This window comes from Pseudomonas sp. TE3911 (genome assembly GCF_054062775.1).
Genome location: NZ_JBSSFP010000001.1, coordinates 2,567,288 through 2,587,488 on the forward strand (window position 1 = coordinate 2,567,288; position 20,201 = coordinate 2,587,488).

Annotated in this window: 20 protein-coding genes and 1 pseudogene; 12 read left to right on the forward strand and 9 right to left on the reverse strand. The window is 61.6% G+C overall.

Translation table 11 applies throughout. The features are described 5' to 3' along the window. Positions 1-199 precede the first annotated feature (199 nt). Genes ACVWXD_RS11745 through ACVWXD_RS11760 form a run of 4 tightly spaced genes read right to left on the reverse strand, consistent with a single transcriptional unit; the run spans position 200 to position 3,451 of the window. Positions 200-865, reverse strand: coding sequence for a methionine ABC transporter permease (locus ACVWXD_RS11745; RefSeq protein WP_032891095.1), 666 nt, complete (start codon positions 863-865; stop codon positions 200-202). Continuing rightward, entirely contained in the window at positions 862-1,608 is a 747-nt protein-coding gene (locus tag ACVWXD_RS11750) for a methionine ABC transporter ATP-binding protein (protein ID WP_081797886.1), read from the reverse strand. The genes ACVWXD_RS11745 and ACVWXD_RS11750 overlap by 4 nt, the downstream gene beginning before the upstream one ends. Beyond that, complete coding sequence (locus ACVWXD_RS11755) at positions 1,605-2,399, reverse strand: MetQ/NlpA family ABC transporter substrate-binding protein (RefSeq protein WP_032891093.1); 795 nt, start codon at positions 2,397-2,399, stop codon at positions 1,605-1,607. Before ACVWXD_RS11755 ends, ACVWXD_RS11750 begins: the two co-directional genes overlap by 4 nt. 14 nt (positions 2,400-2,413) lie before the next feature. Further along, a complete protein-coding gene (locus ACVWXD_RS11760; protein ID WP_401383094.1) occupies positions 2,414-3,451 on the reverse strand; it encodes an isopenicillin N synthase family dioxygenase in 1,038 nt (345 codons plus the stop codon). A gap of 337 nt (positions 3,452-3,788) precedes the next feature. On the opposite strand from ACVWXD_RS11760, the gene ACVWXD_RS11765 reads away from it, so the two are divergent. From ACVWXD_RS11765 to ACVWXD_RS11785, 5 genes are all read left to right on the forward strand, one after another. Further along, a complete protein-coding gene (locus ACVWXD_RS11765; RefSeq protein ID WP_122681677.1) occupies positions 3,789-5,039 on the forward strand; it encodes a ribonucleotide-diphosphate reductase subunit beta in 1,251 nt (416 codons plus the stop codon). 150 nt (positions 5,040-5,189) lie between these two features. Further along, complete coding sequence (locus tag ACVWXD_RS11770; protein ID WP_032886826.1) at positions 5,190-5,678, forward strand: DUF1289 domain-containing protein; 489 nt, start codon at positions 5,190-5,192, stop codon at positions 5,676-5,678. A gap of 50 nt (positions 5,679-5,728) precedes the next feature. Continuing rightward, a complete protein-coding gene (locus ACVWXD_RS11775) occupies positions 5,729-6,655 on the forward strand; it encodes a class I SAM-dependent methyltransferase (RefSeq protein ID WP_457371048.1) in 927 nt (308 codons plus the stop codon). Between the two features lie 148 nt (positions 6,656-6,803). Continuing rightward, entirely contained in the window at positions 6,804-7,520 is a 717-nt protein-coding gene (gene pcsA / locus ACVWXD_RS11780) for a phosphatidylcholine synthase (RefSeq protein ID WP_181643657.1), read from the forward strand. 195 nt (positions 7,521-7,715) lie between these two features. After that, positions 7,716-8,495: a TSUP family transporter gene (locus ACVWXD_RS11785; RefSeq protein WP_032886830.1), complete on the forward strand. Its 780-nt coding sequence runs from the start codon at positions 7,716-7,718 to the stop codon at positions 8,493-8,495. On the opposite strand, the gene nudC is transcribed toward ACVWXD_RS11785, so the two are convergent. Then, on the reverse strand, positions 8,463-9,296 hold the full coding sequence (gene nudC / locus ACVWXD_RS11790) for an NAD(+) diphosphatase (protein ID WP_260367205.1): 834 nt from the start codon (positions 9,294-9,296) through the stop codon (positions 8,463-8,465). The genes ACVWXD_RS11785 and nudC overlap by 33 nt on opposite strands. Before the next feature lie 5 nt (positions 9,297-9,301). After that, on the reverse strand, positions 9,302-10,114 hold the full coding sequence (locus ACVWXD_RS11795) for a crotonase/enoyl-CoA hydratase family protein (protein ID WP_095185851.1): 813 nt from the start codon (positions 10,112-10,114) through the stop codon (positions 9,302-9,304). 160 nt (positions 10,115-10,274) lie between these two features. Between ACVWXD_RS11795 and ACVWXD_RS11800 the strand changes: the two genes are divergently transcribed. The 3 genes from ACVWXD_RS11800 (at position 10,275) to ACVWXD_RS11810 (ending at position 12,598) form a co-directional block, all read left to right on the forward strand. After that, positions 10,275-10,829 carry a UPF0149 family protein gene (locus tag ACVWXD_RS11800; RefSeq protein WP_032886834.1) on the forward strand — a complete coding sequence of 185 codons (555 nt, stop codon included), beginning with the start codon at positions 10,275-10,277 and terminating at the stop codon, positions 10,827-10,829. A 90-nt stretch (positions 10,830-10,919) separates the two neighbouring features. Continuing rightward, entirely contained in the window at positions 10,920-12,176 is a 1,257-nt protein-coding gene (locus tag ACVWXD_RS11805) for a 3-phosphoshikimate 1-carboxyvinyltransferase (RefSeq protein WP_095185852.1), read from the forward strand. A 32-nt stretch (positions 12,177-12,208) separates the two neighbouring features. Then, positions 12,209-12,598, forward strand: coding sequence for a hypothetical protein (locus ACVWXD_RS11810; RefSeq protein ID WP_032886837.1), 390 nt, complete (start codon positions 12,209-12,211; stop codon positions 12,596-12,598). 1 nt (position 12,599) lies between these two features. Here ACVWXD_RS11810 and ACVWXD_RS11815 read toward each other — a convergent pair. After that, positions 12,600-13,200, reverse strand: a pseudogene (locus ACVWXD_RS11815) (NAD(P)H-dependent oxidoreductase). 82 nt (positions 13,201-13,282) lie between these two features. On the opposite strand from ACVWXD_RS11815, the gene ACVWXD_RS11820 reads away from it, so the two are divergent. Further along, positions 13,283-13,918, forward strand: coding sequence for a TetR/AcrR family transcriptional regulator (locus tag ACVWXD_RS11820; protein ID WP_122757153.1), 636 nt, complete (start codon positions 13,283-13,285; stop codon positions 13,916-13,918). A 42-nt stretch (positions 13,919-13,960) separates the two neighbouring features. On the opposite strand, the gene ACVWXD_RS11825 is transcribed toward ACVWXD_RS11820, so the two are convergent. Further along, complete coding sequence (locus ACVWXD_RS11825) at positions 13,961-14,638, reverse strand: GNAT family N-acetyltransferase (protein ID WP_181643660.1); 678 nt, start codon at positions 14,636-14,638, stop codon at positions 13,961-13,963. 56 nt (positions 14,639-14,694) lie between these two features. Next, positions 14,695-15,576: a LysR family transcriptional regulator gene (locus tag ACVWXD_RS11830; protein ID WP_457371049.1), complete on the reverse strand. Its 882-nt coding sequence runs from the start codon at positions 15,574-15,576 to the stop codon at positions 14,695-14,697. Positions 15,577-15,689: 113 nt separating this feature from the next. On the opposite strand from ACVWXD_RS11830, the gene ACVWXD_RS11835 reads away from it, so the two are divergent. From ACVWXD_RS11835 to ACVWXD_RS11845, 3 genes are all read left to right on the forward strand, one after another. Then, the gene (locus tag ACVWXD_RS11835) at positions 15,690-16,904 is read left to right on the forward strand and encodes an MFS transporter (RefSeq protein WP_181643662.1); all 1,215 of its coding nucleotides are present in this window, start codon (positions 15,690-15,692) and stop codon (positions 16,902-16,904) included. Positions 16,905-16,985: 81 nt separating this feature from the next. Further along, entirely contained in the window at positions 16,986-17,837 is an 852-nt protein-coding gene (locus tag ACVWXD_RS11840; RefSeq protein ID WP_401381017.1) for a CAP domain-containing protein, read from the forward strand. A gap of 172 nt (positions 17,838-18,009) precedes the next feature. Next, a complete protein-coding gene (locus ACVWXD_RS11845; protein ID WP_095185858.1) occupies positions 18,010-20,196 on the forward strand; it encodes a GAF domain-containing protein in 2,187 nt (728 codons plus the stop codon). Positions 20,197-20,201: the final 5 nt, after the last annotated feature.

Sequence of the window (20,201 nt, forward strand, 5' to 3'; positions counted from 1 at the left end):
AGGTCCCCGGATCATCAGCATTGCGCCTGAGCTGCGATGTCAGGCTTGTGCGCAACCACCAAGCGTTCGCGCTGATAACAGCCTGGCAATCGACGCTCCAGACGGTAGGAAATAATCACCGCCCCGCGCATCCCTTGAGCATGCAGTGATTGACCCGCACGACGCTGGCGTGCGGCACACCCTACCCGGCGCAGCACCTCTATCGGCGATGGGCCAATGACCGCACGCAACGATCCCCCAGGCTCTGCACGCCCTGCACCAACACCACCAGCACAATCACCGTGACTACCATGATCTGGTTGTTGAAGCGCTGGTAACCGTAGCGGATAGCGAGGTCGCCCAAGCCGCCACCGCCGATCACCCCGGCCATGGACGAAAAACCGATCAGCATCACCAGGGTCAAGGTCACTCCGGCCACCAGTGCCGGCAAGGCTTCGGGCAACAGGACCTTGAGGATCACATGGCGAATATCACCGCCCATGGCCACGATGGCTTCGATACGACCCTTGTCCACTTCATCCAGGGCGGTTTCGACAATGCGCGCAAAGAACGGAAACGCGCCAATGGTGATCGGCACCACGGCGGCGGTGCTGCCCAGGGTGGTGCCGACGATCAGGCGCGTCAGTGGGATCAGCGCGATCAACATCACCACGAAGGGCAATGAACGCCCCAGGTTGATCACCCCGCCCAATACCCGGTTGAGGCGCGGCAACGGTAACAAGCCATCGCGTCGGCTGATAAACAGCAACACGCCCAGGGGCAGGCCGATCAACAGGGTGAATAGCCCGGCCAGCAGCACCATATAGAGGGTTTCGCCGGTGGCGTTGAGCAGCAACTGCAGGATGTCGTTCCAATCGGTTTTCATACGGCCCTCACCACTTGCGGGCTCGGCGTCAGCGAGCGGCCCAGGCGCGAGGATGGGTCGGCCTGCAACTGCAGCAGCGTGCCACTTTCCACCACGCGGCCATCCGCCAGGGACACCGCGCTGTCACAGATCGCCTTGACCACGTCCAGTTCGTGGGTGATCAGCACGATGGTCACGCCGAGCTGTCGGTTGATGTCGCGCAACAGCTCAAGAATCGAGGTGGTGGTTTCCGGGTCGAGGGCGCTGGTGGCCTCATCCGACAGCAAATACGCCGGCCGCGCCGCCAATGCACGGGCAATGCCCACGCGCTGCTTCTGTCCGCCAGACAACTGTGACGGAAACGCCTGGGCCTTGTCGCTCAACCCCACCAACGCCAGCAGCTCTGCAACTCGCGCCGCACGTTCGGCCTTGGGCACATTGGCGATTTCCAGCGGCACCGCGACGTTATCCGCCACGTTGCGCGAATGCAGCAGGTTGAAGCCTTGGAAGATCATGCCGATGCGTTGGCGTTGCTGGCGCAGTTGCTTGTCGTTCAGCAGGGTCAGGTCCTGGCCATCCAGTAGGATGCGCCCGGATGTCGGCCGTTCGAGCAGATTCAGGCAGCGCAGCAAGGTGCTTTTACCTGCGCCACTGCGCCCCACAATGCCAAAAATCGCGCCGTCGGCGATCTGCAACGACACGTTATCCAGCGCCGCTGGCTGGCCGTCGGCGTAGGTTTTGCTGACGCCCTCGACAACGATCATTCGACGGCCACCGGAATCACCGAACCGGCGTATTTCTCAGTAATGAACTTGGCCACCGCTGGCGAACGCAGATCGTTGGCCAGTTGTTGGATGCGCGGGTCTTGCAGCAGCTTCGGTGTGGTCACCAGGATATTGGCGTAGGGGTTGCCCTTGGCCTGCTCCAGGCCCAGTGCATCCTTGGCCGGTTCCAAGCCAGCTTCGAGGGCGAAGTTGCCATTGATCACAGCCAGGTCTACATCGTCCAGAGCCCGAGGAATCTGCGGCGATTCGATTTCCAGAATCTTCAAATGCTTGGGGTTTTCAGCAATGTCCTTAGGTGTGGCCTGGTCCTTGGAAGCGTCGTTGAAACCGGGCTTGAGCTTGATCAAGCCATTGGCTTGCAGCAGGTACAGGGCACGGCTGAGGTTGGTGACATTGTTCGGCACAGCGACGGTGCCTTTGTCCGGCACCTGAGCGAAGTTGGTATGGCGGCGGGAATAGATGCCCAGTGGCTCGATATGCACGGTGGCGGCCACCGCGAACTTCTGGCCCAGAGCCTGCTCCTGGGAATTGAGGTACGGCAAGTGCTGGAAGTAATTGGCGTCCACATCGCCATGGGCCAGCAATTCGTTGGAATTCACGCCGCTGGGGATTTCGATGATCTTCAGGTTCAGGCTCGGGTCGAGCTTCTGCACGTATTCAAGGATCTGTGCATGGGGAATCGGGTCAGCGGCCACGCGCAATGCATCAGCGGCCGACACACTGAATGAGGCCAGCAACGCCGCCAGGGTAAGGGTGGTGGTTTTCAACATGGATGATCTCCTGATCAGGCGGACAGTGCGTGGGGTAACGTGGCGTCGGCGTAGAAGCGTTGGGCGACATCGGGGTGGGAGCGCAGGCGGCCCTTGAGGTAATTCCAGCCCACGTCACGCAGCAACGGGTTGCGCGGATCGCTCTCCGGGCCATGGGCGTCGCGCAACAGTTCGGGCGTCAGTTGGTACACCGGCACCACCGCGTCCAGTTGCGCACCAAGGAAAAACGCCAGGGACAAGCGCTCGCTGCCCACCGGCGGCGACACCACCCGGTGCACGGTGGCGCGCAGGTAACCGTTACTGGCCAGTTCAAGCAGCTCACCGATGTTGACCACGAGGGTGTCGGGGCGCGGCGCGGCATCGATCCAACGGCCCTCTTCCACTTCCACCTGCAAACCGGCCTGCTGGTCTTGCAGCAGAAAGCTGAGGAAACCCGAGTCCTTGTGTGCGCCCACGCCTTGGCGACTTTGCTGGGCGTGGCGGCCGGGGTAGCGGATCAGCTTGATGTGTTCGTTGGGTTTGTCGCCATACAACGCGTCGAAAGCGTTTTCCGGCAGGGACAAGGCCTGGGCGAAGGCGCGCAGCAGGCGCAGGGCCATTTGTGTCATCGCCTGTTGCCAGCCCAGTACCAGCGGTTTGAGTTGGGGTAACGCGGTCGGCCATTGGTTGGGGCCTTGCAGGCGTGCCCAGGCGGCCGGGTATTGACCCAGCGCCAACGGCTCTCGTTCTGCGCCGACGTCGAACTGTTCACGCAGGTCCGGCTGGCCACGGGTGATCTCGGACGCCGCGCGGTTGTAACCGCGAAAATGCGGCGAATTGAGCATGCCCACCGCCAGCTTGTCGGCCTCGGGCAAGGCAAAAAATGCGCGCGCCTGCTGCTGCACCTCGGCCAGCAGCGACGGGTCGATGCCGTGGCCGGTGAGGTAGAAAAATCCGATATGCCGCGCTGCCAGGCGCAGCTCATCGAGAAACTGCTGGCGCTGCTGCGGGCTGCCGTCGAGTTGCGACAGGTCCAACAGCGGCAAGGTGGTGATTGACTGCACGTGGGCCATCGGCGGCTCGCTCCTTGAACAGAATCCGTTAGAAGCATCCAAGCTAAACGATCTTAAAAACCTCCAATAAATATCTTTTTGGAATTAGCTTAGGCGCGCCGTAGAGCCTTCCCGCGCCCCATGGCCCCTGCGACAGTCAAGCCATTGTTGTTCGTTGACCAACCTTGTTACACACCATATAGTGTGCCCACAAACAGAACAGACCACTACATAGTGTGCAGTATCGGTATTTACCGACCACACTATGCGCACTATTTCAATGCCTAGTAGCCTGCAAATCGCATATTTTTTGGACGGCTTTACAGGCCGTCAAAACAGAACAGAAGGGAGTATTTCAATGCTGAGTTGGGATGAAGTCGACAACGAAGACACCGGTGCAGCGGTGATCAAGGGCGCCAACGCCGGCCACGCCAGTGAAGCCAACATGGACCGCCTCGACGGTGCAGGCGCCGCTGCCGCGCTGGAAGCACGCCATGTGACTGCCAACGACTCCGCCGCCATCGTGCGCGCCAAGGCTGCCCTGGACAAACTCGACGTCGCCGAAGGCCTCGCCGAACTCGAAGGCGCCTCCGCCCGCGTCGCCGTTGACGAAAAGCGCATGATCAACTGCCGCGCCGACCTCAACCAACTCGTGCCCTTCAAGTACGACTGGGCCTGGCAGAAATACCTCGACGGCTGCGCCAACCACTGGATGCCGCAAGAGGTCAACATGACCGCCGACATCGCCCTGTGGAAAAACCCCGAAGGCCTGACCGACGACGAACGCCGTATCGTCATGCGTAACCTGGGCTTCTTCTCCACCGCCGACTCCCTGGTTGCCAACAACCTGGTGCTGGCCGTGTACCGCCTGATCACCAACCCGGAGTGCCGCCAGTACATCCTGCGCCAGGCCTTCGAAGAAGCGATCCACACCCACGCCTACCAGTACTGCATCGAATCGTTGGCCATGGATGAAGGCGAGATCTTCAACATGTACCACGAGATCCCATCGGTCGCCAAAAAGGCAGCCTGGGGCCTGAAGTACACCCGTTCGATCTCCGATCCGAAGTTCGAAACCGGCACCGTTGAGACCGACAAAGAACTGCTGCGCAACCTCGTTGCTTACTACTGCGTGCTGGAAGGCATCTTCTTCTACTGCGGCTTCACCCAGATCCTCTCCATGGGCCGCCGCAACAAAATGACCGGCGTGGCGGAACAGTTCCAGTACATCCTGCGCGATGAGTCGATGCACCTGAACTTCGGTATCGATGTGATCAACCAGATCAAAATCGAAAACCCACACCTGTGGGATGCCGAGATGAAGGAAGAAGCGACCCAGATGATCCTGCAAGGGACTCAGCTGGAGATTGAATATGCTCGCGACACCATGCCGCGCGGCGTATTGGGCATGAACGCGGCGATGATGGAGGATTACCTCAAGTTCATCGCGAACCGTCGTCTGTCGCAGATCGGTCTTAAAGAAGAGTATCCAGGGACCACTAACCCGTTCCCGTGGATGAGCGAAATCATGGACTTGAAGAAAGAGAAAAACTTCTTCGAAACCCGTGTGATCGAGTATCAGACTGGCGGCGCGCTGAGCTGGGACTAATTAACAGCACAGATCCAATGTGTGGGAGGGGGCTTGCTCCCGATAGCAGTGGCTCAGTTAAAACACCTTTGACTGATACACCGCATTCGGGAGCAAGCCCCCTCCTACATTGGGAACGCGGTGTTCCATCAACTTTGCAAATTGCCTTTTATGCCCAACCAAACCATTAAAACCCCGTGCGTCGGCCTGTGCTCTACCGTTTACGGTGACCTGGTCTGCCGAGGCTGCAAGCGTTATCACCATGAAGTGATCCAGTGGAATGGCTACAACGCCGAGGAAAAGCAGGCGGTATGGCTGCGCCTTGAGCAGTTGCTGGTGCAAGTGATGACCAGCAAGCTGGAAGTGTTCGATCCGCAGCGCCTGCGCCAGCAACTCGAAGACCGCAAGATTCGGTTCATGCCGCATCAGTCGCCGTATTGCTGGGCTTACCAGCTAATTGCCCGGGGTGCGCGGGTGATTTCCAAGCTGGACGCTTACGGGTTGGCGTTGTTGCCGGAGTTTCGTGAGCGACACCTGGCGGATTTGCGCGATGCGATCGACCGCGAGTTTTTTCTGCTGTCAGAAGCGCATTACGAGCGGTATATCGCCCCGGGTTTTATCCGCGAGGCATTTGGTCCACCGTTGATCGCTGCCTTTTAAACCCTCAATTGTGGTTAAAATGCCGCCCGCTCAACGACCGACGCTCAACGATGACCCCAGACGCACTTGCCACTCTGCACGCCCACCTGCCTACCGCCCTGGCCAGCGCACCGGCTGAAACCCGACGCCTTTTCCATGGCCGTGGCCGCTGCTGGCCTGGGCTGGAACAGTTGACGGTGGACTGGCTGCAAGGGGTTATTCTGGTCGCGCTGTTCAAGGAGCCCGAGCCGGCGCACCTGCAGGCGTTGCAACAGCTGCTGATCGACTTCGACTGGGCTCGATTCGGCGCCCACACCGTCGCGCTGCAACACCGCTACCTGCCGCAAAGCACCACCGAATGGCTGGTGGGCGAGGCCATCGACGAATTGACCATCACCGAAGGCGGCCTGCGCTACCTGATTGACTTGGGCAAAAAGCAGAACAGTGGGCTATTCCTCGACATGCGCTACGGCCGCAACTGGGTGCGCGAACAAGCCAAGGGCCAGCGCGTGCTCAATCTGTTTGCCTATACCTGCGGTTTCTCAGTGGCAGCCATCGAAGGCGGCGCCGACCACGTGGTTAACCTCGACATGGCCCGTGGCGCCCTGAGCCGCGGCCGTGACAACCATCGCCTGAACGGGCATGACTTGAGCAACGTCACCTTTCTGGGCCACGACTTGTTCAAGTCTTGGGCCAAGGTCACCAACAGCGGTCCCTACGACCTGGTGATCATCGACCCGCCGTCCTTTCAGAAAGGCAGCTTCCTGCTGACCAAGGACTACCAGCGAGTACTACGCCGCCTGCCGGATTTGCTCACGGCGCAGGGCACGGTGCTCGCCTGCATGAACGACCCGGCCTTTGGCGAAGACTTCCTGATCGACGGCGTTACCCGCGAGGCTCCAGGCCTGCGATATGTAGAACGCCTGGAAAACCCGCCGGAATTTCCGGATATTGACGCGCAAAGTGGCCTCAAGGCCCTGGTGTTCCGTCAAGGCTGATGCCGAAACGTCCTACGCTTGCTACGCTAAGTGATACGCCGGGCGGTGAACCTTATGACCCCCTTCCCGGTCGATACCTGCATTCCCCGGCCAGACTCGACGGCGTCACGTTGTCGGCTGCCCCGTTTCACCCTTTGGAGAACCGCCCGTGATATCGACCCTGCATGTAGCCAGAATCAAAGCCTGGGGCGCCCACGGCTTCACTGCCACCGGCGTGGTGCTGGCGTTTTTGGCCACTCTGGCGCTGCTGGAGAACTCACCCAAGGCTTGCCTGCTGTGGCTGGGCCTGGCGCTGGTGGTGGACGGCGTCGACGGCTCCCTGGCGCGACGGTTGAATGTCAGCACGGTACTGCCCAGCTTTGACGGCTCGGTACTGGACCTGGTGATCGACTACCTCACCTATGTGTTTATTCCGGCACTGTTCATCTACCGCTACATCGACCTGCCGGAATTCACCCATCTGTTCACGGTGTCGGTGATCCTGGTCTCGTCGCTGTTCTGCTTCTGCAACGTCAACATGAAGAGCAAGGACAACTACTTCGTCGGCTTCCCCGCCGCCTGGAACGTGGTTGCCCTGTGCGTATACATCATCCAGCCGGAGGCCTGGGTCACGCTGCTGACCGTGATCGGCCTGGCCCTGCTGACTGTGACGCCGATGAAGTTCCTGCACCCGTTCCGGGTCAAGCGCTTCATGCCTATCAATATCGCCGTGACCACGATCTGGTTGCTGTGCAGCTTTTTGATGGTGGTGGATTACCCCAATACCAACCCGTGGACGTTCGGGCTGTGGTCGCTGATGTCGGCGTATTTCCTGGGGATTTGCATCTGGCGCACGGCGCTGGAATGGTTGGGCACCCACAAATAGCCAACCGGACACGGTAAAACATGTGGGAGGGGGCTTGCCCCCGATGACGGTGCATCAGTGACAGATAAGCTGACTGGCACACCGCAATCGGGGACAAGCCCCCTCCCACATTTGGTTCTGCGTCCCTCTGGGAGGTAAGATGGCGGCCCTTCGCACAGCGCTTTGCTGCGCACTGCCAACCATAAGCCCTGCCCAATGCCTTTCGAACTTAGCGTAGACCTCACCACCCTCGCCATTCTCGCCGTCGTGGCCTTTGTCGCCGGTTTCATCGACGCCATCGCCGGTGGCGGCGGCCTGCTGACCACGCCCGCCCTGCTCACCGCAGGCATGCCACCGCACTTGGTATTGGGCACCAACAAGCTCAGTTCCACCTTCGGTTCCGCCACCGCCAGCTTTACCTTCTACCGCCGCAAGCTGTTCCACCCACGCCAGTGGGTTCACGCCATCGTCGGCACGTTGATCGGTGCATTGACCGGCGCGGTCGTCGCCCACTACCTGCCCGCCGAAACCCTGAACAAAATGCTCCCGGTGATCGTCTTCGGTTGCGGCCTGTACCTACTGTTTGGCGGCACGCCCAAGGCAGCGCTGGATAACGACGCGCCAATCAAGAAGAAATGGCAGTCCACCCAAGGCTTCGGCCTGGGTTTCTACGATGGCGTGGCCGGCCCCGGTACCGGCGCGTTCTGGACGGTCAGCACCATGTTGCTGCACCCCATTGACCTGGTGAAGGCCAGCGGCGTTGCGCGCAGCATGAACTTCGTCAGCAACGCGGCAGCGCTGTCGGTGTTTATCTTCAACGGGTCAGTGGACTGGATAGTCGGGCTGGCGATGGGCGTGTCGGTGATGTGTGGCGCATTCTTTGGCGCACGCAGCGCAATCAGCGGCGGCGCCAAATTCATTCGCCCGGTGTTTATCACCGTAGTCCTCGGCCTGACGGTGCGCCTAGCCTGGCAGCACTGGTTCAGCGTGGCCTAAGCGACGGGCCAGGTAGAGGTCGATCAGGTAGCGCGCAATCGAACGTGAAGCGGGCAACGGCGGCAGATCGTGGATGTTGAACCACTGCGCGTCCTCGATCTCGTCAGCCTGGGGCACGATATCGCCACCGGCGTACTCGGCGTGAAAGCCCAGCATCATCGAATGGGGGAACGGCCAGCACTGGCTGCCCATGTACTGAATGTTCTTGACCTCCACCTGCACTTCCTCGCGCACCTCTCGAATCAGGCAGTCCTCGGCCGACTCGCCCGGCTCGGCAAACCCCGCCAGCGTGCTGTACACGCCAGTGACAAAACGCGGTGAACGCGCCAACAGAATCTCGTCGCCGCGGGTCACCAGCACGATCATGCTCGGCGAGATCCGCGGGTAACTGCGCAGGTCGCAGGCCTGGCAGAACATCGCTCGCTCCCGCGGCACCTGGACCATGGCCTGGCCGCAACTGCCGCAAAAACGATGCTCCCGCGCCCAGGTGCCGATCTGGGCGGCGTATCCGAGCACTTTGTACAGGGTGTGATCGCCTTGCAGCATAAAGCCGCGCAGGCCTTGCCAGCCGCAGCCCGGCACGTCAGCGGCGGAGTCAAGTTCCAGCAAGTACACCGGCTCCCCGTCGAGGTGTCCGATGCCGTGCTCGGCGAACACCGACAAGTCCTGGCGCTTGAGCCATTCCCGAGGGAACAGCGGGCCATTGGTGTCATGTAAAAAGCCGTCGCGGCTGCGGGCGACGGCCCAGCCGCCGGGAGTGTCGTTGTCCAGCAACGTTGTGGTAATCCAGCCTTGGGTCATGTCAGTCAATCCACGAATTCGGGTTTCTGCTTACTCATATGGGCCGCGATGGCCACGCGCAGGTCGTTGGATTGCAACATAGCCGAGTTCCAGGTGGCAACGTATTCGAGACCATCATTGACCGTATGGTCACGCATATAACTGATCATGGCCTTGGTGCCGGTCACAGCAATCGGCGACTTGGCGGCGATCTGATGGGCGATTTCCATTACGCCGGCCAGCAGTTGCTCGTGATCGGGATAAACGCGGTTGACCAGGCCAATGCTGCGCGCTTCCTCGGCACCGAATTGGCGACCGGTATAGGCCAGCTCACGCAGCATGCCGTCACCGATGATGCGTGGCAGGCGTTGCAGGGTGCCGACGTCGGCAGCCATGCCGATGTCGATTTCCTTGATGGAAAACTGTGCGTCTTCAGCCGCGTAGCGCATGTCGCAGGCGCTGATCAGGTCGATGGCGCCGCCGATGCAATAGCCGTGGATCGCCGCCAATACCGGCTTACGGCAGTTGTCGACCGCGTTGAACGAGGCTTGCAGCTCCAGGATTTTGCGGCGCAGCAGCCGCGCGTTGCGGCCCACGTCCTTGCCAAAGGCGTTGGCCACGGAGGCCAACATCATCAGGTCGATACCGGACGAGAAATGCTTGCCGGCGCCGCTGAGCACCACGGCACGCACGGCGTCGGTGTCTTCGACCCATTGGAAAATGTCGATGATCTCGGTCCAGAACACCGCGTTCATCGCGTTGATCTTTTCCGGGCGGTTGATCTGCACATGGGCAACGTTGCCAGTGACTTCGACGACGAACGCTTGGTATTCGGACATGGCAGTGATCCCTGACTGGCGAGTGATAAGGCCCGAACTATAACAAGGGTCCACCACGGCGCATCGGCCAAAAGCGGGACTGGCAAAAAAACCTGCCAGGCGCCATCCTTGGCGCTTTAAGCCGCCTTCTGTGCGGCGCTCGACGTTTTAAGGAAATGCCATGCACGCCCAACCCCTTGCCCCCGCCGATTTCGACTTCATCGAAGAAACCCTGCTCAAATACGGCGATGACCATTCGGTGCTGAACCTGGCGGAGCTCGACGGTTACTTCACCGCATTGGTGTCCAGCCCGGCACAGGTGGATGTAGCCGAATGGTTCCCGGCAATCTGGGGTGGTCAGAACCCTGAATGGGACAGCATGGACGACGCCCAGCGCTTCCTGGAGTTGTGCGTACGTCACAGCAACACCCTGGCCGCCCAACTGGCGACCGACGCACAAGGCTTCAAAGCACGCTTCGACGACACCGAACATCAAGGCCAAACCGTAACCCTCGCGGAAGAATGGTGCTTTGGCTATATCCGAGGCGCAGCCATCGGCAACTGGCCGCAACTGCCTGCCGAACAGGCCGCGCAGTTGGAGAAAATCTCCTGGTGCGCCGAGCAGGACAACTTCGAGTTGCCGGCCGACCTGGATGTGCAGGCTCACCAGCAACGCGTCAGCGAGATCGAACCGGCCGCGCGGGCCCTGCATGATTACTGGTTGAGCCGGCGCTAAACCTCGACAAGCACTGCACCTTTGGCCGATTATTCGGGTCCGCCCGTCGGCCACTCCGTCCCACCTTGCCTTGATCAGGAGCCTTGTACCTTGAGTTCGCAGAAAACCGTGACCGTTACACCGCCCAACTTCCCCCTGAACGGCAAGGTCGCACCGCCCGGCTCCAAGTCCATTACCAACCGCGCCCTGCTGCTGGCCGCCCTGGCCAAGGGCACCAGCCGCCTCAGTGGCGCGCTGAAAAGCGACGACACCCGCCACATGTCGGTGGCCCTGCGCCAAATGGGCGTCACCATCGATGAGCCTGATGACACCACCTTTGTCGTCACAGGCAGCGGCAAGCTTCAATTGCCTGCGCAACCGCTGTTCCTGGGCAATGCCGGCACGGCGATGCGCTTTCTCACCGCCGCCGTCGCCACCGTCGAAGGCGCCGTGGTGCTGGACGGCGACCACTATATGCAGAAGCGCCCGATCGGCCCGCTGCTGACCACCCTCAGCGAGAACGGCATCCAGGTCGACAGCCCGACCGGTTGCCCGCCGGTGACCGTGCACGGCGTGGGCAAGGTCCAAGCCAAGCGTTTTGAGATCGACGGCGGTTTGTCCAGCCAATACGTCTCGGCCCTATTGATGCTGGCCGCGTGCGGTGAAGCTCCGATTGAGGTGGCGTTGACCGGCAAGGACATCGGCGCCCGTGGCTACGTGGACCTGACCCTGGACTGCATGCGTGCCTTCGGGGCGCAGGTTGATGAGGTCAACGACACCACCTGGCGTGTAGCCCCCACTGGCTACACCGCCCATGACTACTTGATCGAACCCGACGCGTCCGCTGCCACGTACCTGTGGGCTGCTGAAGTGTTGACCGGTGGCCGTATCGACATCGGCGTGGCCGCGCAGGACTTCACCCAACCGGACGCCAAGGCCCAGGCCGTGATCGCCCAGTTCCCCAACATGCAGGCCACCGTGGTCGGCTCGCAGATGCAGGACGCGATCCCGACGCTGGCCGTGCTGGCCGCGTTCAACAACACCCCGGTGCGCTTCACAGAGCTGGCCAACCTTCGGGTCAAGGAATGTGATCGCGTGCAGGCACTGCATGACGGCCTCAATGCAATCCGTCCGGGCCTGGCGACCATCGAAGGCGATGACCTGCTGGTGGCCGCTGATCCTGGACTGGCCGGTACATCCTGCAACGCGCTCATCGACACCCACGCCGACCACCGCATCGCCATGTGCTTTGCCCTGGCTGGTTTGAAAGTGTCGGGGATCCGCATCCAGGATCCGGACTGCGTGGCCAAGACCTATCCTGAGTACTGGAAGGCCCTGGGCAGTCTTGGGGTCGCGCTGAGCTACTGAGTCAGCGGCGCCGAAATGGGGAGGGAATGCACATGACAATTCGCCAACCCTGCCCACCCGGCGCCTGTGTCTGCGACCGCGAGCAATTGCTTGAAGCCCCCGGCGCCGACCTGCGCATCCTCAACCTCACGCGCCAGGAAGAAAAACGCCTGCTCGACCGCCTCGAAGACCTCAAGAGCCTGCAAGACCTGGAGCGCATGCAACAGCTGATGTACCAGCAATTGGGCATTCGCGTGCATATCGCACCGGGACACACCGAGGTCAAAAGCATGCGCGGGATCCAGATCGTTATCGACGAACTACCGGGCATGTGCCGCAAGACTCGGCAATCGATCCCGGCGGCGATTCGCCGAGGCCTTGAGAAACGCCCGGAAATCGCCTACCGCCTGCTGGATGCCCACGACCTGTTTCGCGAAGGTTGACTCAACCGGCGACTGTCTCGGCTTCGAACAGCTGCTGCCCGACGGCCTTTGCCGTTTTCAGATGCGCCTCGGCCGCGCCGCCTTCCGAGTCCAGCAACAATTCGGACGTCCACCACCTTCGCCCCACAGTAATCAAAGATGCCGTAGTCGATCTGCGTGCGCATCGCCGTGGCATAGCCGTGGCGGTCAAACGCGCCGGCATCCGCAGCGCCGAGGGCCAACAGGTGCACCTGCAAATGCCGCAGTTTTTTCACCACTGGGGTATCCGGGCCGTAGTCGATCGCCCAGCCATTGACGAACACTCGATCGACCCACCCCTTGAGCAGCCCCGGCAGCGACCACCAGTAGATAGGGAAAGCGAGCACCAAGGCGTCGGCGCGGTCGAGCCGCGCCTGTTCAGCGAGCACATCGGCCGGTGGCGTGGCGTGGTTACGGTGTACGCGGTGGTCGGCGGCGGTGTAGCGCGGGTCGAAACCTTCGGCGGCGAGGTCGGCGATTTCGTAGGTGTGGCCGGAGGCGCTGAGGCCTGCAGCGACTTGCGTGGCGATGCTGTGGGTGAGGGATTGTGGGTCGTGATGAGCAACAACGATCAGTGCGTGCATGACATTGACTCCCTTTCGGTTTAGGCTGGGCTTAGTTACTTTTGGTAAGTTAATTCAAATAAGTTACTTTTGGTATATAAGCATGTCAAGCAATGAATCCCCTGCCCCACGTCGTCGTTTGTCCCGTGAGGATCGCCTGCATCAATTGTTGGAAGTGGCCTGGCAACTGGTGCGCGAGGAAGGCACCGACGCCCTGACTCTGGGCCGCCTGGCGGAACTGGCGGGCGTGACCAAACCGGTGGTCTATGACCATTTCGTCACCCGTGCGGGGTTGTTGGCGGCGCTGTATGAAGACTTCGACGGGCGTCAGAACCAAGCCTTCGCCGATGCCATCGAGGCCAGCCGTGCAACCCTGCAAGACCGCGCCTGGGTCATCGCCGCGTCCTACGTGGACTGCGTGTTATTGCAGGGTCGGGAAATTCCGGGCGTGACCGCCGCGTTGAGCGGCTCACCGGAGCTGGAAGCGCTGAAGCGCAAATACGAGGCCATTTTTCTCGACAAATGCCGTGACGCCCTGGCGCCCTTCGCCCCCAACGGCACGCTGTCACAAGCCGGCCTGCGGGCCATGCTGGGCGCGGCGGAAGCCTTGTCCCACGCAGCGGCCGACGGCGAAATCAGCCGAGAAGAAGCCCAGCACGAATTGTTGGCGATCCTATTGGCGATGGTTAACCGCGCGCCTGTTTTGTCACCTGACCCACTGCAATCGCTGCCTCGCTAAAGCTCGGGAGCGCCTACAGGGGATCGGTGGTTGACGCTCTGTTTAGCCCCGCTCCTGAACGAATAACCGGACTTTGCGCGTCAATTGGTCAAGATGCCGATCCCGCTGCTTCTCCGCGTCGACCATCGCCCGCTTGCCGTGTTTTTGCAGCAGGTAGGTATGGATCTGCCGCACTTCGAGGGAGCTATAGATCGCGGCTACGTCCAGCACGCCCATCAGGCCATCCGTGCCGTAGTCGCGAGTGTTCATCAGCACCTGGGTGCCACGTGCGGCGCGTACTTGAAAGCCCAGGGCTTCGAACGCAGGCACCTTTTCCACGGCACACGCCAATTCGGCATGGGGATAGCGCGCCAGCACGTCTTGCATCATCCCCCGTGCCACGCCCTGGCGGCGCAAACCGGCTTTTACAGCCATGAAGGCAATGCCACAGGCTTCGGGATCATCCTTCACCGGCAGGCAAAGAAAAAAACCGATGACGGTCTCCGAGTCCTCGGCGTCGGTAGCCACGATCAGTTCGACGTCAATGCCCTTCTCCCCATTCAGCGCCTGCAGGTAAAGGTGCACTTCAAAGCCAACCGCATACTGGTAGATGTTGTAGAGCAGGTTGCTCGGCGGCAACGCGACGCTGCTGATGTCAGTGAGGTTGTCTACCACCATCTGCAGGATCTGGCCATTGATGGGCTCGGGGCATGGTGTGGTGTAGCGGGTAAGGCTGAACATGCAAATTCCTGGGGGTTCACGTCTAGGCAGCGGGGATTGTACCTGTTGCGCACGGTCTATTGCCCGCAGACCTCACGCAGGCACCCGCGCAGCCAGCGGTGCGCCAAGTCCGCGTCCATCCGTGGGTGCCAGAGCATCGCAACAGTAAAGGTCGGCAACGTCAGCGGCAGGGCAAAGCAAAACAGGTCGCGACGGTGGGCGGTGTAGCGTTCCGGCACACTGGCGATCAGGTCGGTGTCGCGGGCCAGGGAGATGGCAGTGGAGAAACCCGCGACAATGCTGGTGATCTGCCGCGTGAAGCCCAAGGTTTCGAGCGCATCGTCGATCTGACCGCGCGCCTGCCCACGCCGCGAGACATAGACGTGCTGGCCCTCGGCATAACGCGCGACGCTGATTTCACCCAGGCTCAGGGGATGGCCGTTGCGCACTACGCCAATCAAGCGGTCGCGGAACAACGCCTGGGTCAGCACTTCAGGGCTGGCAGTGGGATCGACCACGCCGGTTTCCAGATCAACACTGCCGTCGCGCAGCAGCGTGCTGTCCTTGTCGTTTTTATTGATAAAACGCAGGCGCACGCCGGGCGCCTCTCGGGCGATGCGTGCCAGCAGCGCCGGGCCAAAGTTTTCGACGAACTCTTCGCTAGTGCGCAAGGTGAAGGTACGCGCCACCACCGCCATGTCCACAGACTGCGCAGGCCGCAGCACCGCGTGGGCAGCCTGAACCAAATCACTGACCTGTTCACGCAGCTCCACCGCCCGTGGCGTGGGCACCAAGCCGCGACCGGCACGCACCAGCAAGGGGTCGCCGGTGGTTTCACGCAGGCGGGCCAAGGCGCGACTCATGGCCGAGGGGCTCAAACCCAGGCGCTTGGCCGCGCCGGCGACGCTGCCTTCGGCGAGCAGCACATCCAGGGTGATCAGCAAATTCAGATCAGGCATAAGAGGTTCTCATCAGGCGTTTGGTGCAGGTATTCACTGCAACTCCTGCGCCTTCCGCCATGTTAGGCGACGCCGTAGATTTGTGACAGTTGCTTTCATTCAAGGAATTGCCCATGTCTACGTCCCCGCGCGGCAGCCTCATCAGCCTGTCGCTGTCCATGCTGCTGGCCTCACTCGGCACCAGCATCGCCAATGTGGGCCTGCCCAGCCTGACGCAGGCGTTCGACGCGTCCTTCCACGCCGTGCAGTGGGTGGTGCTGGCGTATCTGCTGGCGATCACGGCGGTGATCCTCAGCGCCGGCCGCCTGGGTGATCGCCTGGGGCGACGTCGGTTGCTAATAGGCGGCTTGCTGCTGTTCAGCCTGGCCTGCGGGCTGTGCGGCGGCGCGTCCTCGCTCAACGCGCTGATTGCCGCGCGCAGCCTGCAAGGCCTTGGTGCAGCCATCATGATGGTCATGGCCTTGGGCATGGTCGGCGATACCGTGCCCCAGGGCCGCACCGGCCGGGTGATGGGTTTGCTGGGCACCATGTCGGCGGTCGGAACCGCCATGGGCCCCAGCGTCGGAGGCGTGTTGCTGAGCCTGTGGGGCTGGCGTGCATTGTTTCTGGTGGGCGTGCCGATGGGCCTGCTGGCCGTCGCCCTTGCCTGGCGTTTTCTGCCGGTGGATCAGCGACACACGCCGGCATCCAGCGACCTGGGTATCTGGGCGTTGTTAAAGGATTCGTCATTGCGCACGGGCTTGGCGATGAGCGCGCTGGTAGCGGCGGTAATCATGGCCACCTTCGTTGTCGGGCCGTTTTACCTGTCCCGTGGTTTGGGGCTCGACCCGGCCTCGATGGGCCTGGCCATGGCGGTCGGGCCCTGTGTCGCAGCAATCACCGGCATACCGGCGGGCCGCCTGACCGACCGCCTGGGCAGCCAACGCATGACCTGCAGCGGGCTCGGCATTCTGCTGTGCGGTGCCCTGCTGCTGACGTTGGCTTCGGGGTTGTTCACCTACCTGGGCGCGCTGATTGTTTTGACGGCGGGCTACAGCCTCTTCCAGGCGGCGAACAATACCGCCGTGATGCGCAATGTCGCTGCGATTCGGCGCGGCACGGTCTCGGGTCTATTGAACCTGTCGCGCAACCTCGGCCTGATTGTCGGTGCTTGGGCACTCAGCGCCGTATTCGCCTGGACTGCACCCGATATAACCCACGCCACCCCCCAATCACTGGCGAATGGCCTGCACGCCACCTTCGCCGTCGCGTGCGGCCTGATCCTCCTGGCCGCGGTGATGGCATCGGGCCGCAACCGCGCCGTGAACGGCCTTCATAACCCCCACTGAGGCAAAAAAACAAAAAAGGCGTTGCGCCAGATGGGGTTACATCGCGCATCATGGGCACTTTCAAGCTCAAGGGTAACGTCCATGCGCGTTCTGTCATTGATGATGGGTCTTACGACGCTGGCCGCCAGTACGGTGTTCTGCGCCAGCGCGATGGCGAATGAAGAAAGTCAGCTGGTGCAACAGATCAACGAGTACCGCAGCCAGGTGCAGCGCTGCGGTGACCAGGGTTCCCAGGAACTGCCGCCACTGGCGAGCGACACACGGCTGGTGCTGCCGGCCACTAACGTCGGCGACCTTCAGCAGGCGCTGGCCCGGGCCGCGTATCCGATGGTGAACGTGCAGGCCATCAGCCTGTCCGGTCCCAAGGATGCTCTGTCCGCGATGAAGGCGGTGCGCGAGAGCTTCTGCCGGGTGGTGCTGGATCCGCAATTTATCGACATCGGCGTGAGCAACAGCGGTCAGGACTGGCGCATCGTGCTGGCCCGGCCCTTACTGTCCAGCGGACTGGGGGATTGGCAGACTGAAGGCCGGAAACTGCTGGACTTGATCAACGCCGCCCGTACACAACCTCGCCAATGCGGCACCCAGGCATTTACCGCGACCACCCCGTTGTCGTGGAACGACACCCTGGCCAGCGCCGCCAACAGCCACACGCGCAACATGGCCAACGGCAATTTCTTCGACCATCTGGACCACGACGGCCGCACGCCCGGCGACCGCGCCGAGCTGGCCGGTTACATCGCCAAAAACATCGGCGAAAACATCGCCGCCGGTCTGGACACCCCGCGCAAGGTGGTCGATGGCTGGCTCGCCAGCCCCGGTCATTGTGCCAACCTGATGAACCCGCAATTTCGAGAACTGGGCGCGGCCTACGCCATGGACCCGAAGAGTGATGCGGGCATTTACTGGACCGGTTTGTTCGGCACGCAATGAAGGTTGGGCAAGCGCCCAACCTCGGCGGATCCAAACGACTCAAATGAGTAAAGCATCAAAACGCCATCTATCGGATAATTGCGCTGAACTGGCAGCGTTCAACCGGGTCTGTAGCTTTGCGCCACCCACTGAAAGGCGCGCTGAAGACTCTCGATAACAAGGTGTTCCCCCAATGATGAATTGGCTGCAAAGCAGCAGCGACATGGCTGAACGGGTAATTCAGCATGATTGGGCCAACACGCCTCTCGGTCCGCTGGAGCAATGGCCGGACGTTCTGAAGACCACCGTCGCGCTGTGTTTCGCGTCGAGCTTTCCCCAGGCCATTGTCTGGGGGCCCCAGTTGATCACGATCTACAACGACGCCTTTATTCCGATACTGGGCAATAAGCCCTATGCCTTGGGAAGACCGTTCAGTGACATATGGCGCGAGGTGTGGGCTGACGTCAGCCATATCGCCGACGCGGCGTTCCAGGGGCATGCCACCTATATCGAAAACTTTCCCCTCGTGGTTGAACGCGGCCAGGCGCGGGAACAAGCCTACTTCACTTTCTGCTACAGCCCGATCCGTGATCCCCAAGGCCACGTGGTCGGCTTGCTCGACACCGTGACCGAAACCACTGCCACGGTGTTTCTCGCCAGACGCCTGGAAGTGCTGGATGCCATTGGCAACGCCGTGGTCAATGCGGCCGATGCCGAAGCCATCATGACCCGCACTACCCAGTTGCTCGCCGAACACCTGCAAGTGAGCAATTGCGCCTACGCCGACATGGACGCCGATGAAGACGGCTTTACCATTCGCGACAACTGGACCGCGCCCGGCTCGCCGAGCATTGTCGGTCGCTACAGCCTGGCAGCGTTCGGCGAGGCGGCCGTCAACTGCCTGCGGGCTGGCGAGCCTCTGGTGATCTGCGACAACCTGCGCGAGCTGCCACCCGAAGAGTCTGCGGCCTTCCAGTCCCTGGGGGTGACTGCGACTATCTGCATGCCTCTGATCAAGAACGGACGCCTGACTGCATTGATGGCCGTCCACGACAAATCCCCACGCCCATGGTCACCCTACGACCTGGCCTTGTTGAGGGAAGTCACCGAGCGCTCCTGGGCCCATATCGAACGCGTGCGCGCCGATGCCGAGGTCCGTGAAGGTCTGGCAGCGTATGCCGAGCTGAACACCTACCTGGAACAGCGGGTGGAGGAACGCACACAGGCGCTGGCCCAAGCCGAAGCCGCGTTGCACCAATCCCAGAAACTCGAAGCCATCGGACAGCTGACCGGCGGCGTCGCCCATGACTTCAACAACCTGCTCACGATCATTCGCTCCTCGGTGGATTTTTTGCGGCAGCCAGGCCTGTCGGAAGAGCGCCGCCAACGCTACATGAGCGCCGTTTCGGATACCGTGGAGCGGGCCAGCAAGCTGACCAGCCAGTTGCTCGCCTTTGCCCGTCGACAACCGCTCAACCCGGAGGTCTTCGACGTAGGCCAGCGGGTACAGAACATTGGCGAGATGCTGGAAAGCGTCACCGGCGCACGCATTCAGGTGCAGGTCGAGATGCCGTCACAGGCCTGTTTCGCCCGCATCGACGCGAGCCAGTTTGAAACCGCGCTGATCAACATCGCCCTCAATGCCCGGGACGCCATGGGCGGCCAGGGTACGCTGAGCCTACGGGTGGTCGGGCGCAAGCCGCTGCCACGTATCCGTGGCGATGCGGGGTCACGCCAACCGTATATCGCCATCTCCATGGCCGATACCGGGCCGGGTATTGCCGCCGACACCGTGGAGCGGATTTTCGAGCCGTTCTTTACCACCAAGGCCGTCGGCAAAGGCACCGGCCTGGGTCTGTCGCAGGTCTTCGGGTTCGCCAAACAGTCGGGGGGCAATATCGATGTGTCCAGCACGCCGGGCCAAGGCAGCGTATTTACCCTGTATTTGCCCCAGGTCGAAGCCCAGGATGTGCCGCCCCAAAGCCCTCAGGGAACGCTCGCCATGCCCCACGACACAACCCAGTGTCGGGTGCTGATCGTGGAAGACAACCTGGAGGTCGGGCGGTTTGCCCGCCAAATCCTTGAAGACTTGGGCTATCAGACCGCCTGGGCGACCGATGCCGAACAAGCCCTGAGCTTGGCCGGCCAGGATGGAATGGCCTTTGACGTCATCTTCTCCGACGTCGTGATGCCCGGTATCACCGGCGTCGCCATGGCCAAGCTGCTACGCCAGCGTCGTGCCGACCTGCCGGTGGTGTTGACCTCGGGTTACAGCGAGGAGCTGGCAGAAAGCGGCTATGAAGGCTTCGAGTTTCTGCCCAAGCCTTACTCGGCCGAACAACTTTCGCAGGTATTGATCAAGGCAACACTCAAGGACTGAGCGTC

Bases quoted from the DNA above. Each gene is read 5' to 3' on its own strand.
- ACVWXD_RS11745 (WP_032891095.1), bottom strand. From the start codon at position 865: ATGAAAACCGATTGGAACGACATCCTGCAGTTGCTGCTCAACGCCACC.
- ACVWXD_RS11750 (WP_081797886.1), bottom strand. From the start codon at position 1,608: ATGATCGTTGTCGAGGGCGTCAGCAAAACCTACGCCGACGGCCAGCCA.
- ACVWXD_RS11755 (WP_032891093.1), bottom strand. From the start codon at position 2,399: ATGTTGAAAACCACCACCCTTACCCTGGCGGCGTTGCTGGCCTCATTC.
- ACVWXD_RS11760 (WP_401383094.1), bottom strand. From the start codon at position 3,451: ATGGCCCACGTGCAGTCAATCACCACCTTGCCGCTGTTGGACCTGTCG.
- ACVWXD_RS11765 (WP_122681677.1), top strand. From the start codon at position 3,789: ATGCTGAGTTGGGATGAAGTCGACAACGAAGACACCGGTGCAGCGGTG.
- ACVWXD_RS11770 (WP_032886826.1), top strand. From the start codon at position 5,190: ATGCCCAACCAAACCATTAAAACCCCGTGCGTCGGCCTGTGCTCTACC.
- ACVWXD_RS11775 (WP_457371048.1), top strand. From the start codon at position 5,729: ATGACCCCAGACGCACTTGCCACTCTGCACGCCCACCTGCCTACCGCC.
- ACVWXD_RS11785 (WP_032886830.1), top strand. From the start codon at position 7,716: ATGCCTTTCGAACTTAGCGTAGACCTCACCACCCTCGCCATTCTCGCC.
- nudC (WP_260367205.1), bottom strand. From the start codon at position 9,296: ATGACCCAAGGCTGGATTACCACAACGTTGCTGGACAACGACACTCCC.
- ACVWXD_RS11795 (WP_095185851.1), bottom strand. From the start codon at position 10,114: ATGTCCGAATACCAAGCGTTCGTCGTCGAAGTCACTGGCAACGTTGCC.
- ACVWXD_RS11800 (WP_032886834.1), top strand. From the start codon at position 10,275: ATGCACGCCCAACCCCTTGCCCCCGCCGATTTCGACTTCATCGAAGAA.
- ACVWXD_RS11810 (WP_032886837.1), top strand. From the start codon at position 12,209: ATGACAATTCGCCAACCCTGCCCACCCGGCGCCTGTGTCTGCGACCGC.
- ACVWXD_RS11820 (WP_122757153.1), top strand. From the start codon at position 13,283: ATGTCAAGCAATGAATCCCCTGCCCCACGTCGTCGTTTGTCCCGTGAG.
- ACVWXD_RS11825 (WP_181643660.1), bottom strand. From the start codon at position 14,638: ATGTTCAGCCTTACCCGCTACACCACACCATGCCCCGAGCCCATCAAT.
- ACVWXD_RS11830 (WP_457371049.1), bottom strand. From the start codon at position 15,576: ATGCCTGATCTGAATTTGCTGATCACCCTGGATGTGCTGCTCGCCGAA.
- ACVWXD_RS11835 (WP_181643662.1), top strand. From the start codon at position 15,690: ATGTCTACGTCCCCGCGCGGCAGCCTCATCAGCCTGTCGCTGTCCATG.
- ACVWXD_RS11840 (WP_401381017.1), top strand. From the start codon at position 16,986: ATGCGCGTTCTGTCATTGATGATGGGTCTTACGACGCTGGCCGCCAGT.
- ACVWXD_RS11845 (WP_095185858.1), top strand. From the start codon at position 18,010: ATGATGAATTGGCTGCAAAGCAGCAGCGACATGGCTGAACGGGTAATT.